Genomic DNA, 20,008 nt, shown 5'->3' on the forward strand with positions numbered 1-20,008 from the left:
TACGTGATGTACTTTTAAAACGATAGGCATTGGGCATGATAGTGTTGAAATATAAACAAAAAAAGGAGCCCAGTAGCATGGACTCCTTTTTTAATAGTTTTATTGCTGTTTACTAACCTTGATTAAATGTATCGAGCTTCTATTCAAAGAACATTAAAAGAGTAAATGCGCCACACCCGCGATAACAGGCAGTGTGACTAACGTCCGTAGAATAAACACCACAAATAGCTCAACAAAGTTCACTGGAATTTTACTGCCAATAAGCAGGGCGCCGACTTCACTCATGTAAATCAATTGGGTTACCGACAACGCTGCAATCACGAAGCGGGTCATATCCGATTCAATCGAGCTGGCAAGAATCGATGGAATAAACATATCTGCAAAACCGACGACGATGGTTTTAGAGGCTTCAGTGGCTTCTGGAATATGCAGCAATTCAAGTAAGGGAATAAACGGCATACCGAGATAGTTAAAAATAGGAGTGTACTCGGCAATAATCAGTGCGGTAGTACCAATGGCCATGACCACGGGAAGAATACCAAACACCATATCGAGAACGTTTTTAATCCCTTCATTTAAAACAGCTTTGATGCCACCAGCGTTGGCTGCTTTCTCTAAGGCTTTATCAAACCCCCAAGATAACGCGCTGTGTCCTGCGGGGATTAGCTCGTCATCAGGCGTACGTGGGGTATCGTCGATGTAGTGGTCTTTCTTCCACGACAATGGTGGCAATTTAGGCACAATCACTGCAGCGGCAAAACCGGCTAAACATACGGTTAAATAGAAGGGTACAAACATGTGCTCTAACTTAACCTGCGAGATCACCACTAAGCTGAAGGTAATCGATACCGCCGAGAACGTGGTGCCAATAACGGCGGCTTCTCTTTGGGTATAAAAGCGTGCTTCATACTGTTTGCTGGTCAGTAAAATCCCGACACTGCCATCACCTAGCCACGATGCCATACAGTCGATTGCGCTACGACCCGGTAGATTAAATACTGGACGCATGATTTTAGTTAGCAGTGTGCCAAATAGTTCAAGTAGACCAAAATTAAGTAGGAGTGGCAGTAACATGCCGGCAAAGATAAAGACTGAGAATAATACCGGTAGTAAATCGTTTAGAACTAAAGCTCCAGTACTTGATGAGTTAATGGCTTCAGGGCCTAAGCCTAAGTAAGTCAGTACGATAAACACTGCACCTACGATACGGGCCGTTAACCATAAAGGGCTGATATTTAATAAACCATTTAAAAAGTGGTTTTGAGTCACAAACTTAGGTTTAAGCACTTTTGATAGTAAAGATGCTAGCGCCATTGCTACCACAATAATGGTCACAATCAGAGTTAACACACCGCTTAATGCACTTTGTAATGCTTTAGAAATGATCGCGATAGGAATGGTAATCGCATCGTTATAGCTAATAGGTGTCATAAATAGCAACAGACCGATCAGCGAAGGGACGATAAAGGTGAGTATCGTCTTTATATTGCGGTTTTTATTTTTAGTAGCCAATTTTGTACACCTTAAAGTACGAGTCGTACATGATAAATTTGAAATTTTTAGGCGGATCTAACGAATTTTTTACTGCCCATTTAGATGCATTTAAATTCAACTCAAAAATGAGAAGGGGAAGGTTACTCGCTTAGCCTTGCTATGTAAACGATTCGCTAGTTAGTTTGGTATTAAGCAGCAAAACAGCATAGTTATTTTGCTTGAGTGATTGATGATATTTCTACCGCGCGATTAATATTTTAGGTATTTAACTTTTATAAACAGTTAGTTATCACAATTTGTTAAGAGTTGGTTTTGGTAGTGTTTTATTTTGTGAGTAAGTTTGCTCGCGGACCTTTTTTGAATGAAAAACCCCAAAAATGCGAGGCGCAAGCGGTATTGGTTCAGTTACCGTTCGATTAACGCCCGTTAAGCCCATGTCGAGTTGACTAAAGCTTACATTAGTAATTGTTAATGGGTATCGTCGTGGCATTAAATATATAGGTGTGCAGAAATACATGTTTATGCGTAAAATTTTTGAGTTTTAGTTTCTATCACAGTGTTTTAGCAAGTTATGTTGCCATTTAATAAAACCAAGTCAACTGACTAAAAAGTCGTTAATAACGATAAAAATAAAGTTTTACTCATAAACAGGACGTCGGCCGCTTTAAATGTTCTTATTTACATGTAAATTAGTCACATGGTTATCTCACTTCTGTATTCATGATTGTTAACGTAGAGCAGATTACGACAAAAGGCGCCTCAACATTAGCCGTTAAATTTGGTTTTTTGGGGATTTACGGGCTATTAGTCGGAATTATTATTGCAGTGTTGGGCTTTGATGGTCCTGGAGTGCGAGGCTTCAATTTTTTAAATCATACCTTAAGCGAATTAGGCACCTATGGTGATTCCTCGTTGGCTGTTGTCCTTAACGGTGGATTATTTTTTGGTAGTTTAAGTGTGGTTTTATACTGCTTATCTTCGTTAGCGCATTTGCGCTCTCCATGGGAATCTTGTTTCTTTATTTGTTTGGCATTAACGTTTTTAGCACTAGCAAGCATGGGATTATTTCCGCTAAACGTGTATCACTTACATGTTTTTGGCTTGAAATGTTTTTTTTACTTAGGGAGTTTAAGTGCGATTTTGCACTTATGTTTAATTGGTTTTGGTCAATCTCAATTTAGCCGTTGGACAGGATTACTGGCGTTAATTGTTTTGTGCAGTATGATGACATTTTTATACGCACCGCAATTACAGTTAGGCTTAACCGAGGGTGATAGACCATTTTATCAAGAGATGGTGATGCAGTTACCTCGTCCACGATTGTGGTGGCCAGCCCTACTAGAATGGATAGGGCTGGGGAGTTTATTAACTTGGACAAGCGTATTGTTGTTCAGTCAGTTAAGGACCAAGCTTAGATCGTAACCCTGCCTCTCTTTTCTATTTATACTCTATACGATCAGCAACTTTGTGCTAATAGCCTGTTTAGCGTATCCATTACTTCAATATTGTCCTTTGATAGCGGCATGATTTTTTACTGGATACATGGTTTATTCACTGAGTTGCATCGTTAATCCCGCCTCTCCAAACCAATAGCCATTACATTGTTCTGCACTTAACGGCACTGTATTAGACTGAAGCGCTGATGGCGTGTTAATGCTATCGACTAAGGCGCTGGCGTTGGCAATACACTCCATGCTACTGGGCGATACTCGAAATACATCAACTCCCATTTGTTCCATGTCGGCGAGTTCACTGCGTAAATCTAAGCAGGCCGCCGATTGAGTTTGAATGCCATTTAAGCGTAATAGTGGCTGCTGTTCTTGGGTTTGCGCGAGTAGCCCTTTACTGTATTGACGGCAAATAGTCTCGCAACTGTCTTTGGTGAGTTGTTTATGACGCGCAGTAAAACAGCGCGCTGAATGGGCTAAGGGCAGATAGCCGTGTCCGAGGACTTCAACTTCAAACGCAGGTTTATCTTGGATCACTTGGCCAAGCCATGCCTTGGATAATTCAATCGGCATCACAAATCGTTGCATACCAAAACGCGCTAAAATATCTAAACTGGCGCGATTATAATTGTTGATACTTGCACCACACACAAAAGGTAGCTTATGTTCTTTGGCCAGATAAACCGCCGCCATGTCGTTGGCTTCAATAATAAACTCGCCATTATCGACTTGGCGTTTAAGCTCGGTATATTCCGATGGTGCTTCAATGAGTGCCAGCGTTGAAATAACCACATCTTTACCCGCTTGTTTAAGCATCTGCGCGAGCTCAAGATAATCGCCCCATTTGAGTTCACGTCTACGGCTACAAACCGCTTCACCCAGATAAACTAACGGAATGTTACTGGCTGCAACTTGCTGATAAAAATCTGATACCTGTTGCTTTTGCCAGCAATATAACAATGGGCCTAGGGAAATATTCATAGGTGTCCTTTTTTGTCTTAGGTGTTATTGCCAGTTGCGTTCGTACGCACCGAGTGTGGTGATTTGGCCTTCAGAGACCTTAGCGAGGGCTTGTTCCCAGTGCGATTGAGTTTGAAATTTATCGGGATGCTGCAAATAGGTATCTATTGCTTGGCGCCACACTTTAGTGACTTGCTCAACATAGGCTGGGCTGCGTTGGCGACCTTCAATTTTAAGCGACACAATGCCAGCTTTGGCGAGCTCAGGGATTAAGCTGAGTGTATTTAAGCTGGTGGGTGATTCAAGTAAATAGCTGGGAGAATCTTGCTCATCGGTCAAGTATCGTCCTTTGCAAACAACGGGATAGCCCATTTGCTCATCAAGGGTTGATTTGTCAATTAACACATCATTGAGGCGGGTTAATCTGTCTTGACCTTCCTCTTGCCAGCGTACATGTTTAGCCGGTGAGCATGAGCCGCCCGTATTGGGGGATTGCCCTGTTACATAGGAAGAAAGATGACAGCGACCCTCGGCCATAATGCACAGACTACCAAAGGCAAATACCTCAAGATCAACAGGGCTCACCTTAGCAAGATCGCGCACCTGCTTCATCGATAACACCCGTGGTAATACAACGCGGGCAATATTGAACGCTTCTTTATAAAAATTCAGCGCGCCAAGATTGGTGGCACTGGCCTGCACTGAAAGATGTAGCGGCAGTTGCGGATAATGTGTATGGGCATAATCGAGTAAGGAGATATCGGCGATAATTAGGGCATCCATACCGAGTTTTGCTGCTAAATCAATGGCCTGGTACCAGCGGTGTTCTTCTGTCGGCTTAGGAAAAGTATTGAGGGTTAAAAATATTTTCTTACCACGGGCCTGAGTAAACTCAGCGGCCTCTTGTAATTTGTCAGGGGTGAAGTTTAATCCCGCAAATGAACGCGCATTAGTATCGTCTTTTAATCCTAAATACACCGCGTCGGCTCCGGCTTGTATAGCCGATTTTAGCGAGGCGAGATTTCCTGCTGGACACAACAGTTCCATAATGATGCTCCCGATAAAAAGATAGTCGCAGAGTTTAGGGAAGATTGAATGACGGTGAATTGATTTAAAACAGGTTTAAGATCATAAAATCTCGTTAAACTGCGATATATGTATTTATTTTTACTAGGTAAGCGCACATGTCTGCTGTTTTTTCTGCAAATTTAGCCAAGCAACTTCTTGAATTTACACCTAAGGTTATAGGCTTTCCTCTTGCTAAGGTACCTTTTAGCCTTAAGGCAAAAGTCATTAGCCAATTACTTAGAGTATTATTAGCGCCGCAAACTCATCTCGATGAGCTCAATTTTTTGGAAGATAAGTGGGTGGCCATTTGCGTTGAAGACTTACAACTGGCATTTGAGGTCAGTTTTGATGGCCAGTGGCAAGTCAGACCGTTAACTGATGCGCAGGTCACTTTTAGTGCTAATTCGGCAGAGTTGATTTTAGTGGCAGCAGCGAAGGAAGATCCCGATAGTTTATTTTTTCAACGTAAAATGAGTATTCAAGGTGATACAGAATTAGGGCTCGAAGTCAAAAACCTATTATTAAGTATAGAGTTTGCCACTATGCCAGCGCCTATTCGCCTTAGTGTGGCAAAATTAGCCGCAGCCATTGAGCGGTTACAAATCGAAGCTAAACCAACGAGCATTCTGGCTAAATCAGCGAGTTTTTAATGTAAGTTATTGGTATTCACCATTGCGCTCAGCCACAGCCTTATCACTGATAGGGCTGTTTGTTTATGTTGTTATTCGGTTTTTTGCGTTAATACAGCAAATTTGACTAATAGCTCATCGTTGGATTCGACGTGGTTAGGATCAGGATCGATACAATCAATCGGGCAGACCGAAACACAAGTGGGCTTATCATAGTGGCCAACGCATTCAGTACAGCGGTCAGGATCGATTTCATAAATCTCCTCACCGAGCGCGATGGCCTGATTTGGGCATTCAGGCTCACACATATCGCAGTTAATACAGCTGTCGTCGATCAATAGTGCCATCTGGTTAACCTAGTTCATGTGGGTTACGGGTATCTTGGCCCTGTGGCAAGTTACGCAGTAAAATTCCGTGACTGACATCCACCTCTTTAGGTACAGGTAAATAAACGGTATGTCCAGAGCCGAGCCCAGCTTCAACTGATTCAGCCTTTCGGTTTTCAAGCTGTTTAATTGTCAAGCTGATATTACCTTGTGGTGTCATCAACTCGACGCTATCACCCACTAAAAATTTATTTTTGACTTCAATTTCAGCCAAGCCTGCAAGATTACGTTTACCCGTAAGTTCACCGACAAATTGTTGGGTGTCGCTGATAGAGTAGCCATAATCGTAATTTTGATATTCATCATGCACATGGCGACGCAAAAAGCCTTCGGTATAACCGCGATGGGCTAAGCCCTCTAATTGGTTCATCAGGCTGCGATCAAAATCTTTGCCCGATGAGGCATCTTCAATCGCTCGGCGATACAGTTGCGCGGTGCGTGCAACATAATAGAAAGATTTTGTTCGGCCTTCAATTTTGAGCGAGTCTATACCCATCTTAGTTAGGCGTTCTACGTGCTGAATCGCCCGTAAATCTTTGGAGTTCATAATATAAGTGCCATGCTCATCTTCAAAGGCGGGCATATATTCGCCCGGACGATTGGCTTCTTGTAGTAGGAATATTTGGTCCGTTGGTGCCCCAGCGCCTAAGGTTGTTGGGGTTTCAATTTGCACTGCACTAGGCATAGCGATGATGTCGCCACTGTCGTTTTGCTGTGCCTCGTGCACATCGTATTTCCAGCGGCAGGCATTAGTACAAGTGCCTTGATTTGGATCGCGTTTATTCATATAGCCCGAGAGTAAACAGCGGCCAGAATAAGCCATGCATAAGGCGCCGTGAACAAATACCTCAAGCTCGATATCTGGGCAACGTTGGCGAATCTCTTCAATTTCATCTAAAGATAATTCACGGGATAAAATCACCCGTTTAATCCCTTGGGTTTGCCAAAACTTGACCGAGGCCCAGTTAATGGCATTCGCCTGTACGGATAAATGCACCACTTGATCGGGAAAGGCTTCACGCACCATCATAATAAGACCGGGATCTGACATGATCAGCGCATCAGGCTTCATCGCCACTACGGGCTCCATGTCTTTGATGTAGGTTTTAAGTTTGGCATTGTGCGGCGCAATATTACTCACCACATAGAGTTTTTTACCAAGCGCATGGGCCTCTTCAATCCCTGTGGCAAGGTTTTCCATTTTAAAGTCATTGTTGCGTACCCTTAAACTATATCTCGGCTGACCGGCATACACAGCATCTGCACCATAGGCAAAGGCGTAGCGCATGTTTTTTAAGGTTCCAGCTGGAGACAACAGCTCAGGTTTAAACATAATAACTCTCAAATTGATTAATATTGACGCAGTGCGCGGGGGCAGAATTTTACATAATAGCGGTCAGCTTGTGCAAATTGCCTTAGTTAACTTTAGCGGTACTTCACACTTTATGAATATAGCCTGTTTGACTTTAGCTTAGAGGGCAGTATCTGATGGGCTTAGTGTTTGAGGCAAAATAATTAACGTCATCATACAAATTATTAATATCTGCTAGTTTTGTACGCATCTAATTACAAGCAACTGATATACTGCCATTATACTGTGTTCATGTTTACATATTGATGGGAGCCAAGATGTCTACCGAACATCTATTATTAGTCAGTTTATTAAAAAAACTAAAAGATGATGTCTTAGTTTTACCTACCTTGCCTGAAGTGGCAATGCGGGTACAAGAGGTTGTTGGGCGCTCCGATGCAAGCCTTAAGCAAGTTGCTGAAGTAATTGGTCAAGATGCGGCTATTTCAGCGCGTATCATTAAGGTCGCCAATAGTGCCTTATATAGCCGTGGTATCCCGGCTGAAAGTATTAACAGTGCCGTTTCACGTATTGGTTTATTCCAAATTAAAAGCATTGCGACTTCTGTCGCGATGGAACAATTATTTATTTCTACCAATGAAATGGTATGGGAAGTGATGGATGAAGTTTGGCGTACTTCAATTGATGTTACCGCAGCAGCTTGTGCGATGTTACAGATATATAACCAACGCCATTCAAGCAGTAAATTAAATATTGATACTTTGACTCTTGCAGGGTTGGTACACAATATTGGCGCCTTGCCAGTGTTGACTGAGGCCGAGGCGCAGCCGCACTTATTTACCAGTATTGATCAATTACGGGCACTGGTTAGAAAAATGCAGGGACCTTTGGGGCGTGCAGTGTTAAAAAGTTGGGATTTTTCTAGTGAAGTGATGGAAGTGGTTGAGCGTTGGGCTGATTTACCTTATTTACCCGATGAAGTTACTTATCTTGATTTTATTCGCGCAGCAGCATTTTACACGGGTGAGTTACGTGCAGGCTCTGAATTAGAGCAACGTCTTGGTGTATTTGTTGCTCGTGGATTGCCAGTGACAACAGATAATTTGGCAAGTGATGAATTTATAAAACAATTCCATTCGATTAGAGAAAGTTACCAATAATTAGTTGGCCTTTGTGGCATACAAGTGAGCTTGATATCACGACACAAAAAAGACCATGTTAAAACGTTACAGATAAGGTGAGGTTGAAATGCTTATAATAGGATTAGTTGTCGCCACCCTCACTTTATTGATTGTTTTACTGTACCTCCTACAAGAAAAATTCCGCACTTTACGATCACAACAACAATTCTTAGCCCAGCTCTGTTTCCAGTTAGAGCAACAAAATCTTGAACGCAAAGCGTTAAATATAACTATTGTCCCACAGGAGTTTGCCGCGCTTTATCATAGCCTTAATGAATTATTAAAGGCGTTACCAGCCAATGTCGGTAAAGACAAACTGACAGGTTTAGCCAACCGCGTGGGGCTGAAACGTGCACTCACTGCAATGATGCCGCTGACTCAAGGCACCATAGTGTTGATTGATATTTATCGATTTCGTTATGTGAGTGATCTGTTCGGGTTTGTGTTTGGAGATATGCTACTAAAGCAATTTGCTGAGCGTGTAAACACCTTAAATTTAGCGCCAAGATTAGTGGCAAGGCTTAATGGTGATGAGTTTTTTCTATATTACGAACAAACATTATCAGAAGAGCAACTTGTGCACTTACGCGGGCGTTTACAAGTACCGTTCAATATTAAAGGCAGGCCATTGAGCGTAAAACTTCAAATCGGCTGTGTGCATTTACAACAACATTATGCTGATACGAGCCAAATGTTACGTCGAGCCGATTTAGCACTCAAGAAAGCGCGAAACACCCGCAGTGCCATTGCATTCTATGCCAAGAATGATGATATTCGTCAGCTCAGAGAGTTAAAAATTGTTGATAGTTTGCCTAAATGCCTACTGCGTAATCAGCTTTATATGGTGTATCAAGCTAAACAAGATATTGCTACTGGACGATGTTTTCAGGTGGAAGCATTAATGCGCTGGGAGCATGATGAACTGGGCTTTATCTCCCCAAGCGAGTTTATTCCTTTGGCCGAATACGCAGGCATGATTGATTTAGTCAGCCAATGGGCACTCGAACAGGTGTTAGCACAGCAAGCCAAATGGCGCGCCGCAGGAATGCATCTTTGTGTTGCGGTCAATCTATCGACGCGTGATCTTGATAGCGACACACTCCCGCAAGACATAGCAGCAAGGCTGGCTCATTATCAGTTACCGCCTGAGTCCTTGATGATTGAGATTACTGAAAGTACCTTGATGACCGACTTAACCAAAGCGGTTAAAACTTTAACGCAGCTCCGAGCTATAGGCGTTAAGCTTGCGATTGATGATTTTGGCACAGGTCATTCATCTTTAGCTTATTTAAAGCATTTACCGGTTAATGAAGTCAAAATCGATAAGGCGTTTTTACAGGATCTTGGACAGGATAAACCATCGGAATATATTCTTGAGGCCAGCATTAATATCGCCAAAAAACTGGGTTATGAGGTGACAGTAGAGGGAATTGAAACGCTTGATATTAGAGATATGCTCGTAGCGATGGGGGTCGATACCTTACAAGGCATGTATTATGCCAAACCAATGCGTGCTGCAGAGCTAGAAACCAATTGGGAGCAGTTGCATAACCTCGCTTAAATCTTAAACAGGGCATAAATTTAGTTTAAAGCCTGCTGTTGAGCCTTTTATTCTTTTATTCACTTCATGCAGGTCGTCACAAGGTTACTCCTGTGCATTGATAACAAATCCACGACTTAATACCGTAATCAACTCTGCCGGCATAGGTGCTAATTGACGAGCTTGATTCATGCATACCATTTCAATTGTCGCTGTTACTGCAGGTTTTTTACCTTGAGGTCGCCAAATCTCCTGTTGCCATACCGTGCGGTACTTACTCTCGAAGTAAAACTGAGTACGGACATCGATAATATCGGCAAACTCCACTCCTTCATGGCACAGCATATCACTGCGATATACGGCAAAACCGAGCTGGTTTTGTTGCCATAAGGCACTTAGCCGTTCTGCACCAATCACATGTTCACGGGCACGCTCGAAATATTTTAAAAAATTAGGGTGATATACCACGCCAGAAAAATCGGTATCTTCGTAGTAAATTTGAACCGGAAAGGAAAACATAGGGCTAAATTGTGGCATGGAATTTACATCAGTTTGGGTGATTAGCGTAGCGCGCCAGTTTAGCGGTTTATCGGCTTGAACAACACCATAACAAGCAAAAAGCCATATTCACTTAAGCGAATATGGCTTTTATCGAATCATTGACGCTATGTTAGCGAATGATCATTTGATCGCGCTCAGGTCCAACAGATACCATGCTAACACGCACACCCATTAGGGCTTCGATACGTTCAACATATTGTTGGGCACCGATAGGCAGGCTTTCAAAGGTGCGACAACCGGTAATGTCTTCGCTCCAACCCTGCATTTGCTCATATACTGGTGTTAGTGCAGCGGTTTGTGGCCAAATCGGGTTCTCAGTGTGCTCGCCTGCATAGGCAACACAGATTTTGAGATCTTTCATGCCAGATAAGCAATCAATCTTGGTTAAGGCGATTTCAGTAGCCGCTTGTAACTCAACACCGTTACGAGTTGCCACAGCATCAAAATAACCCATATCACGTGGACGACCCGTGGTAGCACCAAACTCGTTAGCACTTTCACGGAATGCGTCTTGCTCTTCCATTGCGGTTACTAAAGTGCCTGTACCTACAGATGAGCTAAAGGCTTTTGCTACAGCAATTACGCGCTCAGGACGCAGTGCAGGTAAACCACTGCCGATACCAGCATAAGCTGCAGTGACGTTTGATGATGTGGTGTAAGGATATTCACCATAGACTAAATCGCGGCCAGCACCCAATTGAGCTTCAAACAGTAAGTGAGCATCTTGTTTTTGCAATGCTTTTAACGGTTCAGTGACGTTGCAAATAAATGGACGCCAAGGAGCGGTCACTTCTAATAACCATGCGGTCATTTCAGCGGCCGTTTGCTCAAAATCGCAGCTTGGATAAAGTGCCTTTAATTGTGGCATTTTCCAATCAAGCATAAATTGAATGCGCTCTTGTAGCACTTCAGGTTGGTTTAACCAGCCGACTAGAATGCCTTTTTTCATCACGCGGTCGCCATAGGCTGGTGCAATCCCTTGACGGGTTGAACCATAGGCTAAATCGCCCAGACGCTGTTCTTCTAAGGTGTCTTCTAATGCATGCAAAGGTAAGCACAGTGTTGCACGGTCTGAAACGCATAATTTAACGTCAACACCCGTTGCTTGTACTTCAGCAATTTCTTGGCTCAGTGCCGCAGGGCTTATCACCATGCCAGGGCCTAATACTGCAATGCAGTTAGGATTGAATATGCCACTGGGTAATTGGTGTAATTTAAAGGTACCATAATCATTGACTACAGTATGACCTGCGTTGTTACCGCCTTGGAAGCGGATACTCGCTGCAGCATTAGCGGCTAAATAATCTACGATGCGGCCTTTGCCTTCATCACCCCAATTTGCACCCACAACCACGATCGACGGCATAACAACATCTCCTCATTGGATTAAGAGGCTATGCTAGACCTGTCATTTGAATAAGAGAAATTAATTATAGTTATCATCTCAATAAGGATTTCATATATCATTGGTTATTATTAACTCTAGTTCTACTTTGGTGGTGAAAAATGCTCGATATTCATTGGTTAAAAACCTTTGTCACCTTAGCGCAGCACAAACACTTTGGTAAGGCTGCCATTGCGCTGCATATGACACAACCTAATGTCAGCTTGCATATTAAGCAGTTGGAGCAAACGACCCGGGTAAAGTTGATTGAGCGTAACCCTTTCAAGTTAACCCAGGCGGGATTTCGTTTATTGGAAAGTAGCGAAAGGACGTTAATGGAGCTACAAATCTGTCAAGCGGATCTCAATGCGATTAATAATCTTAGCCAAGGTACATTAACGATTGCCGCAAGTGATATTATCTCGCGGTTATTATTGATCCAGCCATTTCAGCTTTTTAAAGCGGAGTTCCCGGGGATTGATTTTTCATTGCTCAATACTACTTCATCGCAGGCTTCTGAATTAGTGACTAATGCCGAAGCTGATCTTGGTTTTGTGATTGCGCAAAAAGAGAGTCAACCATTGCACTTTACTGAGTTACAACAAATTAAATGGTGTGCATTAGGGGATAACTTGCAACAATGGCAGCAGGCAAAACGGTCTATCGATGCCTGTTTAAGCGAGCAACCCACCTTAATTTTACTTGGCCATGATACCCGTACCCGTGAGCTGTTAGATCCCGCATTACCCTCACTTAATTTATCGAATTATAGGATTATGGAAGTCGGCAGTGTCGATGCTCAAATCGATTGGGCTGAAGCCGGATTTGGCGTTGCAATAGTGCCTGAGTTTTCTGTTTATACTAAGTCGAATCTCACCACAAAAATTACTCCTCTCCCACAATTTCCGACAACGAGCTTAGGCTATATTGTGCGGCAGAATCAGGTCCTGTCTAAAGCTATCAAACAATTGTTATATTGGGTAAATCAAGAGATTATTCGCTCACAACGCTAGCTATTAGTGAGCTGCTGAGAGTAGCGTGTCATACTGTCCGGTTGTTTTTAGCAGCGATAAGCCTTCATCGAGCTGTTTGGCTAAGTTCTGTGCTTGCGGATTTTGCTTAGAAAATGCGAGATAAATATCGCTACTATGATTTGTAAATACGGGAGTAATATCATGGTCTACTCCCATTTTTTGCAAATTTTCCTTTGCGACTAAATCGAACATCAATGCTGTATCAATGCGGCCTATCAATAGTAGATTAATCAACTGATGTTGGGTGGCAACTGTGACAATATTAAGCTGTTGCTGCTGCACTAACTGAGAAAATTCATCCCCGTATTCATAGCTTTTAATTACGCCAATCACAGTCCCTTTTGGCAATGCCCACTTATTAATCGCATTCAGTGGTTTTTGATTTTTTTGATAAAAAGAGGCTGTCGCAACAAAAAGTGGAATTTTACCGAAGATGAAGCGTTGTTCAGTACTCGCTTCGCGAGTGACATTAAATACCCCGTCAACACTGCCTTTTTCAGCCATCATCAAAGCTCGTGTATAGGGTAAAACTAAGCTTTTTACTTCAATTCCTGAGGGTAAAAATGCAGCCTTAATGATCCGATGGGATATTCCTTGACCTAATTGATCGGCAAAAGGCGGCCAGCTATCTTCAGCTGCGAGGGTAATACTGCTCAGATGCTGTGCTACTTGTATAGGTTTATCGTCTTGCGCAATGCTATAAGATGTCGACAGCAATAATAAAATAGCGCCAAGCAAAAACGAGATCAATATATTCAATTGCTGTCGTCTTTTACCTATGGATCGTATTTCGTGGTGCATTTTATTGCCATTCAGTTACGCGGTGTAAGGCTTTTATAACACAGGTTTTATGTGCTAGACCAATGGTTTTATGGGGCTTGAGTCATTTCTGAAAGCATTACCGATTATAAAGCGTCTTCTTAATATTGTGATCTTAGGCGATGATTTTTATATAACCAACCATTAGAATAATCTGATTGAATAAAATCTAATGGAGTATTTATCAATGGCTGAAAAAGTAATTGAAGTAACAACACACATGGCTGGTGATTGGAAAGTCACGGCTCAGATCCGTGAGCATCTTTTAGTGATTGATCAGCCTACAGCAACAAATGAGGGTGCTAACCCTTTAGAGACGTTCTTATTTTCTTTGGGCGGTTGTATTTCTGCGATTGCTAGGATGGTTGCTCGCGAACAGAAGATTGAGTTGCGTCAGTTTGACGTACATGTTCGCGCTGTGATGAATAGTGCTGGTTTGCTTGGTCAGCCTTCGGATGATCCTGTGGGTTTTAAAGATATTGCCATTAACGCGAGTATAGATGCGGATCTTACTGAGGAGCAGAAGCGTATATTTTTAGATGCTGTGTGCCACCGTTGTCCAGTGCATGACAATTTATTGCATCCCACACTTGTGACCCATGCCGTTAAAAATTAAGTCATTAGCGTTAATATTTAGCATTTGCATATCCCCCCTGTTAGATCATTGTCTTATCGGGGGATATGATTAGGATTATATTCTTCTTAGCACCTATATAGGGAAATATAGGGTTAATTTTTAGAAAAAGCGTCCCGAAAATGTGTCAGAACCAGCTCAGCCACACTGCGCAGTTCTTTTGGACAAATGCCATTGGTTGCTTGAACGGCCATACCTTGCAACATAGTGCCTATGTAGCGTGCCAGCAGTAAAGGATCGGCATGTGCGGGTAAATCGCCTTCATCTTTAGCGCGTTGTAAGCGCTCACAAAGTGCTATTTCACCGTCGCGGCGACGATTGATCAAGGTTTGTTTGATGGCTTGTCCCGCTTCACTGCAGGTCAAGGCACCTTGAACAATCAAGCAGCCTTGCGGGTGGCTTTCATCAACTAAGGAGCTGGCAGCACCTAATAACATCGCTTCAACAACTTGATAGGCGGTTTCTTGTTCTAATGAAGGGTAGAAAAATGCACAGGGACGTTGTTCATATAATTCTATTGCTTTGATAAATAACTGCTCTTTATTACCAAACGCGGCATAAAGGCTAGGTTTATTAATGCCCATTGCTTGGGTTAAGTCCGTTAATGACGTACCTTCAAAACCTTTGCGCCAGAAAACTTCTAAAGCTTTTGCTAATGCATCCTCAGTGTCGAAAGCGCGTGGGCGACCTACACAGGGCGTCTGGGTGACGGTTGACATCATTAGGCTCCTCAATTCTCAATTGCCCCTAGGATAGACATGGGTTTAGCTGGTGTAAAGCCACTCTTGCTGACTAATCACAGATACAAGTGAATATGCCTACTTAGTCATCCTAGGTGGCAGTTAAGTTCATCGTTCAATGTATAACAGCCATTAAACCCCTTCAAATTCACTAATAAGCTATAAAAATCAATTGTTCTTCCTAAGACCTGCTCATGCAATACCTTGTAGTAATCCGTTCGCTAATTAAATTTGTACCGATTGGTATATAAAATTATTGACAACGTCATTTTACGCTATATATTACCGCTCAGTACAGAACATTCTTTACCAATCGGTATGTATTTTTTGAGTTCGAATAGCGTGAAATGCCCGCCACTTTAAGGATTGCAATATGATAACGAATAACTTTTTACGAATGATGACGTTAACGGCTATAGCCGCTTTCGTTCTTTCTGCTTGTGGTGAGCAAACCGCACCGCAGGCGCAGGCGCCCAGTGCACCTATGGTTGATGTTGCCCAAGTCTTACATGAGCGAGTTACCGAATGGGATGAGTTTACCGGCCGTTTACAAGCGCCAGAAAGCGTCACACTGATTCCGCGCGTGTCGGGTTATATCGACTCTGTCAATTTTAAAGAAGGCGCGATAGTGAAAAAGGGCGAGGTGTTATTTCGCATTGACCCAAGCGTGTTTGAGGTTGAAGTGGCCCGGTTAAAAGCAGATCTTGCTAGCGCTATCTCTGCTGAGCAACTGGCCACAAATGACTTTGAACGGGCACATAAATTGTTTGATCAAAAGGCGGTGTCGGCCGAGTTGCTCGATACCCGTAATTCCAATAAGCGCCAAACGGCCGCCGCTGTTGCCTCAGTAAAAGCCGCGTTGATGCGCGCCGAGCTTGATTTAGCTTATACCCAAGTACAAGCACCGATTGATGGCCGCGTGTCCTACGCCAATGTGACCGCGGGTAACTATGTGACCGCAGGGCAGAGCGTGCTGACCAGCTTAGTTTCTACCGCCAGCATGTATGCCTATTTCGATGTGGATGAACAAACTTACCTTAAATACGTCAAGTTAACCGCGCAGAATAAGCGTAATGACCCGCGCGCGGGTGATAATCCTGTGTATATGGCTTTAGCAAATGAGCGCGATTACCAACATATCGGCATGGTCGACTTTGTTGATAATGCGATGGATAAGCAAACCGGTACCATTCGAGTTAGAGCTATCTTTGATAATGAAGACAATAACTTGCTGCCAGGTTTGTTTGCTCGCCTTCGCACTGCAGGTAGCGGCGCCTACGAAGGTATTTTGATTGACGATAAAGCCATTGGTACAGATCTTAATAATAAGTTTGTATTAGTGGTTGGCGCCGATGGCACGCTTGAATATCGCGGCGTGACCTTGGGCGAAAAAGTACAAGGGCTACGCATAGTTACTCAAGGTTTAGTGGCGGAAGATCATATTGTTGTTAATGGCATGCAGCGCGTGCGACCTAAAATGCAAATTACTCCGCACATGGTTGAAATGGTCGACAGCGATAAGCTGGATGCAATACGTCAAGCTCAGTTAATGCTCGATAAAAATCAACATCATTTAACGGCGCAAGCGGTTGAAACGGCTAGTCGCGGTTAAGGAATAACACACCATGTTGTCGCAGTTTTTCATTAAAAGACCGATATTTGCAGCCGTATTGTCATTGCTGTTTTTTATCACAGGGGCGATTGCCGTTTGGCAGTTACCGATAACAGAATACCCAGAAGTCGTGCCGCCCACAGTCGTGGTGACCGCTAACTATCCTGGCGCGAACCCTAAAGTGATTGCCGAAACTGTGGCTTCGCCGCTGGAGCAGGAAATCAACGGCGTTGAAGACATGTTGTATATGTCATCGCAGGCAACGTCTGATGGACGCATGACGCTAACGGTTACCTTTGCCATTGGTACAGATGTCGACAGGGCACAAACCCAAGTGCAGAGCCGTGTTGATCGCGCTATGCCGCGTTTGCCGCAGGAAGTACAACGCTTAGGCATAGTGACTGAAAAGTCTTCACCCGATTTGACCATGGTGGTGCATATACTGTCACCGGATAACCGTTATGACATGTTGTATTTGTCTAACTACGCCGCACTAAATGTCAAAGATGAGTTAGCCCGCATTAAAGGCGTGGGCGGAGTGCGTTTATTTGGCGCTGGCGAATATAGTCTACGAATTTGGCTCGACCCGAATAAAGTCTCGGCGCTGGGTTTATCGCCCGCCGATATTATTGCTGCCGTACGTGAGCAAAATCAACAAGCGGCCGCAGGTAGCTTAGGTGCTCAGCCCAGTGGTAGTGCTGATTTTCAGTTATTGATTAATGTGAAGGGCCGTTTAACTGAGCTGTCTGAGTTTGAAGATATCATCATCAAAGTCGGCCAAAACGGTGAAGTAAATCGTCTGAAAGATGTGGCTCGGGTTGAGCTTGGCGCGACGAGCTATGCGCTACGTTCACTGCTAGACAACAAAGATGCGGTGGCGATTCCGGTATTCCAAGCATCGGGTTCAAATGCGATTCAGATTTCCGACGATGTGCGCGCCAAAATGGCAGAATTATCTCAGTCTTTCCCTGAAGGTTTAGAGTACGACATCGTTTATGACCCTACAGTGTTCGTGCGTGGCTCGATTGAGGCCGTGATCAAAACCTTGCTTGAAGCCGTGCTGTTAGTGGTATTAGTGGTAGTGCTATTTTTACAAACGTGGCGCGCCTCGATTATCCCGCTTGTGGCTGTGCCTGTGTCGTTAGTTGGTACCTTTGCCTTTATGCATCTGCTGGGTTTTTCACTCAACGCGCTGTCGCTGTTTGGACTGGTGCTCGCTATCGGTATTGTGGTCGATGATGCGATTGTGGTGGTCGAAAACGTTGAGCGTAATATCGCCGCTGGTTTAAGCCCAATTGCCGCAACGCAAAAGGCGATGAAGGAAGTTACAGGCCCTATTGTGGCAACCACCTTAGTGTTGGCTGCGGTATTTATTCCAACGGCGTTTATGAGCGGTTTAACTGGGCAATTCTATAAACAGTTTGCCTTAACGATTACTATCTCAACCTTTATTTCGGCGATTAACTCACTCACGTTGAGCCCAGCATTGTCCGCACTATTGCTCAAGAGCCATGATGCACCAAAGGATGGTTTAACTCGCTTGATGGATAAGTTACTCGGTGGCTGGTTGTTTGCGCCTTTTAACCGCTTATTTAGCCGTGCATCTGATGGTTATGGTTGGTTAGTGCGTAAAGTGATCCGTTTTGGTGGCATTATCGGCCTAGTGTATTTAGGTATGGTAGCGCTAACAGGCGTGCAATTTGCTCACACTCCAACGGGTTATGTACCAGGGCAAGATAAACAATATTTAGTCGCGTTTGCTCAGTTGCCGGATGCCGCATCCCTTGAGCGTACTGATGCAGTGATCAAAAAGATGTCTGAGATAGCCCTTAATCATCCTGGTGTGGCGCACTCGATTGCTTTTCCTGGTCTTAGCATCAACGGTTTTACCAATAGTCCTAACTCAGGCGTGGTGTTTGTTGCGCTTGATGATTTTGACGCGCGCAAGAGTCCACAGCTGTCGGCTAACGCCATCGCGGGGCAATTGAATCAAGAGTTTGCCGGTATTCAAGACGCGTTTATTGCCATCTTCCCGCCGCCACCTGTGCAAGGCCTTGGCACCATAGGAGGGTTCCGTCTGCAAATTCAAGACAGGGCCAACCTCGGTTATGAGGCCTTGTATCAGGTGACCCAACAAGTGATGTACAAGGCGTGGGCCGACCCTCAATTAGCCGGAGTGTTCTCTAGCTATCAGGTGAACGTACCACAACTTGAACTGGATATTGACAGAACTAAAGCGAAGCAGCAGGCCGTATCGCTTGATCAAATTTTCCAGACATTACAAACCTATATGGGCTCGACCTATGTCAACGATTTCAATCGTTTTGGTCGAACCTATCAGGTGAATATGCAAGCTGATGAGGCGTTCCGCCAAAGTCCGCAGCAAATAAGTCAGCTAAAGGTGCCCAATCTGAATGGCGATATGATTCCACTAGGGTCATTTATCAAGGTCAGCCAAAGCTCAGGTCCTGACAGAGTAATGCACTATAACGGTTTTACTACCGCTGAAATTAATGCGGGTCCAGCAGCAGGTGTCAGTACCGGCCAAGCACAAGCCGCAATTGAGAAAATTCTCGCTGAGACGCTGCCAAACGGCATGAGTTATGAGTGGACTGAGTTGACCTACCAGCAGATATTAGCGGGTGATACGGGCTTGTTAGTATTCCCTCTGGTGATCTTGCTGGTGTTTATGGTGCTCGCAGCCCAGTACGAGAGTTTAAGCTTGCCATTGGCGATTATCTTAATCATCCCAATGACCTTGCTCTCAGCCCTCAGTGGAGTGTTAATTTACGGAGGTGATAATAATATCTTCACTCAAATTGGCCTCATAGTGCTGGTGGGGCTGGCAACTAAGAATGCTATTTTGATTGTCGAGTTCGCAAAAGAGAAACAAGATCACGGTATGGCACCGATGGAGGCGATATTAGAGGCGGCAAGATTACGTTTACGTCCTATCTTGATGACATCTATCGCCTTTATTATGGGGGTGGTGCCTATGGTGTTCTCTACTGGCGCGGGTGCTGAGATGCGCCAAGCCATGGGCGTGGCGGTATTTGCCGGTATGATTGGGGTGACAGTGTTTGGCCTTATCTTAACGCCGCTGTTTTACTACGCATTGGCAAAGCGTGGCAACAAAAAAGTCGATAACGATAATGAGGCTAAAGCAACTTAGGTTGCGCCTCCTTATTGAATGATGAATTACATCA

General features: G+C 43.9%; 17 protein-coding genes. 8 read left to right on the plus strand and 9 right to left on the minus strand.

Features of this window, described 5'->3' with window-relative positions; all coding sequences use genetic code 11:
* Positions 1-153: 153 nt before the first annotated feature.
* Positions 154-1,512: a YjiH family protein gene (locus tag BW947_RS00925; RefSeq protein WP_076496445.1), complete on the minus strand. Its 1,359-nt coding sequence runs from the start codon at positions 1,510-1,512 to the stop codon at positions 154-156.
* 702 nt (positions 1,513-2,214) lie between these two features.
* Here BW947_RS00925 and BW947_RS00930 point away from each other — a divergent pair.
* On the plus strand, positions 2,215-2,916 hold the full coding sequence (locus BW947_RS00930) for a DUF998 domain-containing protein (protein ID WP_076496446.1): 702 nt from the start codon (positions 2,215-2,217) through the stop codon (positions 2,914-2,916).
* A 125-nt stretch (positions 2,917-3,041) separates the two neighbouring features.
* On the opposite strand, the gene BW947_RS00935 is transcribed toward BW947_RS00930, so the two are convergent.
* On the minus strand, positions 3,042-3,923 hold the full coding sequence (locus tag BW947_RS00935) for a U32 family peptidase (RefSeq protein ID WP_076496447.1): 882 nt from the start codon (positions 3,921-3,923) through the stop codon (positions 3,042-3,044).
* A 24-nt stretch (positions 3,924-3,947) separates the two neighbouring features.
* Positions 3,948-4,949, minus strand: a complete 1,002-nt coding sequence (ubiU, locus tag BW947_RS00940) for a ubiquinone anaerobic biosynthesis protein UbiU (protein WP_076496448.1) — start codon at positions 4,947-4,949, stop codon at positions 3,948-3,950.
* Between the two features lie 137 nt (positions 4,950-5,086).
* Between ubiU and ubiT the strand changes: the two genes are divergently transcribed.
* Positions 5,087-5,620, plus strand: a complete 534-nt coding sequence (gene ubiT / locus BW947_RS00945; protein ID WP_076496449.1) for a ubiquinone anaerobic biosynthesis accessory factor UbiT — start codon at positions 5,087-5,089, stop codon at positions 5,618-5,620.
* A 71-nt stretch (positions 5,621-5,691) separates the two neighbouring features.
* Here ubiT and BW947_RS00950 read toward each other — a convergent pair whose 3' ends face one another.
* Positions 5,692-5,946, minus strand: a complete 255-nt coding sequence (locus BW947_RS00950) for a YfhL family 4Fe-4S dicluster ferredoxin (protein WP_076496450.1) — start codon at positions 5,944-5,946, stop codon at positions 5,692-5,694.
* Positions 5,947-5,950: 4 nt separating this feature from the next.
* A complete protein-coding gene (gene trhP / locus BW947_RS00955; RefSeq protein WP_076496451.1) occupies positions 5,951-7,318 on the minus strand; it encodes a prephenate-dependent tRNA uridine(34) hydroxylase TrhP in 1,368 nt (455 codons plus the stop codon).
* A 296-nt stretch (positions 7,319-7,614) separates the two neighbouring features.
* Between trhP and BW947_RS00960 the strand changes: the two genes are divergently transcribed.
* Both BW947_RS00960 and BW947_RS00965 read left to right on the plus strand, forming a co-directional pair.
* The gene (locus tag BW947_RS00960; RefSeq protein ID WP_076496452.1) at positions 7,615-8,457 is read left to right on the plus strand and encodes an HDOD domain-containing protein; all 843 of its coding nucleotides are present in this window, start codon (positions 7,615-7,617) and stop codon (positions 8,455-8,457) included.
* Positions 8,458-8,545: 88 nt separating this feature from the next.
* Positions 8,546-10,039 (plus strand): putative bifunctional diguanylate cyclase/phosphodiesterase, encoded by a 1,494-nt coding sequence (locus tag BW947_RS00965; RefSeq protein WP_076496453.1) that lies wholly within the window; start codon positions 8,546-8,548, stop codon positions 10,037-10,039.
* 84 nt (positions 10,040-10,123) lie between these two features.
* Here the strand turns inward: BW947_RS00965 and BW947_RS00970 are convergent, their stop codons facing one another.
* Both BW947_RS00970 and BW947_RS00975 read right to left on the minus strand, forming a co-directional pair.
* Complete coding sequence (locus tag BW947_RS00970) at positions 10,124-10,555, minus strand: thioesterase family protein (protein ID WP_076496454.1); 432 nt, start codon at positions 10,553-10,555, stop codon at positions 10,124-10,126.
* A 133-nt stretch (positions 10,556-10,688) separates the two neighbouring features.
* Positions 10,689-11,945, minus strand: a complete 1,257-nt coding sequence (locus BW947_RS00975; RefSeq protein WP_076496455.1) for an adenylosuccinate synthase — start codon at positions 11,943-11,945, stop codon at positions 10,689-10,691.
* Positions 11,946-12,085: 140 nt separating this feature from the next.
* Between BW947_RS00975 and BW947_RS00980 the strand changes: the two genes are divergently transcribed.
* Positions 12,086-12,976, plus strand: a complete 891-nt coding sequence (locus BW947_RS00980; RefSeq protein ID WP_076496456.1) for a LysR family transcriptional regulator — start codon at positions 12,086-12,088, stop codon at positions 12,974-12,976.
* Between the two features lie 3 nt (positions 12,977-12,979).
* Here the strand turns inward: BW947_RS00980 and BW947_RS00985 are convergent, their stop codons facing one another.
* Entirely contained in the window at positions 12,980-13,798 is an 819-nt protein-coding gene (locus BW947_RS00985; protein ID WP_076496457.1) for a substrate-binding periplasmic protein, read from the minus strand.
* A gap of 205 nt (positions 13,799-14,003) precedes the next feature.
* Here BW947_RS00985 and BW947_RS00990 point away from each other — a divergent pair, with 205 nt between their 5' ends.
* Positions 14,004-14,432 carry an OsmC family protein gene (locus BW947_RS00990; protein ID WP_076496458.1) on the plus strand — a complete coding sequence of 143 codons (429 nt, stop codon included), beginning with the start codon at positions 14,004-14,006 and terminating at the stop codon, positions 14,430-14,432.
* Positions 14,433-14,545: 113 nt separating this feature from the next.
* Here BW947_RS00990 and BW947_RS00995 read toward each other — a convergent pair whose 3' ends face one another.
* Entirely contained in the window at positions 14,546-15,172 is a 627-nt protein-coding gene (locus tag BW947_RS00995) for a TetR/AcrR family transcriptional regulator (protein ID WP_076496459.1), read from the minus strand.
* Positions 15,173-15,563: 391 nt separating this feature from the next.
* Here BW947_RS00995 and BW947_RS01000 point away from each other — a divergent pair, with 391 nt between their 5' ends.
* Both BW947_RS01000 and BW947_RS01005 read left to right on the plus strand, forming a co-directional pair.
* Positions 15,564-16,802 carry an efflux RND transporter periplasmic adaptor subunit gene (locus BW947_RS01000; RefSeq protein ID WP_076496460.1) on the plus strand — a complete coding sequence of 413 codons (1,239 nt, stop codon included), beginning with the start codon at positions 15,564-15,566 and terminating at the stop codon, positions 16,800-16,802.
* Between the two features lie 13 nt (positions 16,803-16,815).
* Positions 16,816-19,974, plus strand: a complete 3,159-nt coding sequence (locus tag BW947_RS01005; protein ID WP_076496461.1) for an efflux RND transporter permease subunit — start codon at positions 16,816-16,818, stop codon at positions 19,972-19,974.
* Positions 19,975-20,008 lie beyond the last annotated feature (34 nt).

Origin of the sequence: Shewanella morhuae (assembly GCF_900156405.1) — a bacterium.
Classification (GTDB): domain Bacteria; phylum Pseudomonadota; class Gammaproteobacteria; order Enterobacterales; family Shewanellaceae; genus Shewanella; species Shewanella morhuae.

Excerpts from the sequence above, each read along its gene's own strand:
- BW947_RS01005 (WP_076496461.1), top strand. The coding sequence starts at position 16,816 with ATGTTGTCGCAGTTTTTCATTAAAAGACCGATATTTGCAGCCGTATTG.
- ubiT (WP_076496449.1), top strand. The coding sequence starts at position 5,087 with ATGTCTGCTGTTTTTTCTGCAAATTTAGCCAAGCAACTTCTTGAATTT.
- BW947_RS00930 (WP_076496446.1), top strand. The coding sequence starts at position 2,215 with ATGATTGTTAACGTAGAGCAGATTACGACAAAAGGCGCCTCAACATTA.
- BW947_RS00995 (WP_076496459.1), bottom strand. The coding sequence starts at position 15,172 with ATGATGTCAACCGTCACCCAGACGCCCTGTGTAGGTCGCCCACGCGCT.
- trhP (WP_076496451.1), bottom strand. The coding sequence starts at position 7,318 with ATGTTTAAACCTGAGCTGTTGTCTCCAGCTGGAACCTTAAAAAACATG.
- BW947_RS00965 (WP_076496453.1), top strand. The coding sequence starts at position 8,546 with ATGCTTATAATAGGATTAGTTGTCGCCACCCTCACTTTATTGATTGTT.
- BW947_RS00980 (WP_076496456.1), top strand. The coding sequence starts at position 12,086 with ATGCTCGATATTCATTGGTTAAAAACCTTTGTCACCTTAGCGCAGCAC.
- BW947_RS01000 (WP_076496460.1), top strand. The coding sequence starts at position 15,564 with ATGATAACGAATAACTTTTTACGAATGATGACGTTAACGGCTATAGCC.
- BW947_RS00950 (WP_076496450.1), bottom strand. The coding sequence starts at position 5,946 with ATGGCACTATTGATCGACGACAGCTGTATTAACTGCGATATGTGTGAG.
- BW947_RS00960 (WP_076496452.1), top strand. The coding sequence starts at position 7,615 with ATGTCTACCGAACATCTATTATTAGTCAGTTTATTAAAAAAACTAAAA.
- ubiU (WP_076496448.1), bottom strand. The coding sequence starts at position 4,949 with ATGGAACTGTTGTGTCCAGCAGGAAATCTCGCCTCGCTAAAATCGGCT.
- BW947_RS00935 (WP_076496447.1), bottom strand. The coding sequence starts at position 3,923 with ATGAATATTTCCCTAGGCCCATTGTTATATTGCTGGCAAAAGCAACAG.
- BW947_RS00990 (WP_076496458.1), top strand. The coding sequence starts at position 14,004 with ATGGCTGAAAAAGTAATTGAAGTAACAACACACATGGCTGGTGATTGG.
- BW947_RS00975 (WP_076496455.1), bottom strand. The coding sequence starts at position 11,945 with ATGCCGTCGATCGTGGTTGTGGGTGCAAATTGGGGTGATGAAGGCAAA.
- BW947_RS00970 (WP_076496454.1), bottom strand. The coding sequence starts at position 10,555 with ATGCCACAATTTAGCCCTATGTTTTCCTTTCCGGTTCAAATTTACTAC.
- BW947_RS00985 (WP_076496457.1), bottom strand. The coding sequence starts at position 13,798 with ATGCACCACGAAATACGATCCATAGGTAAAAGACGACAGCAATTGAAT.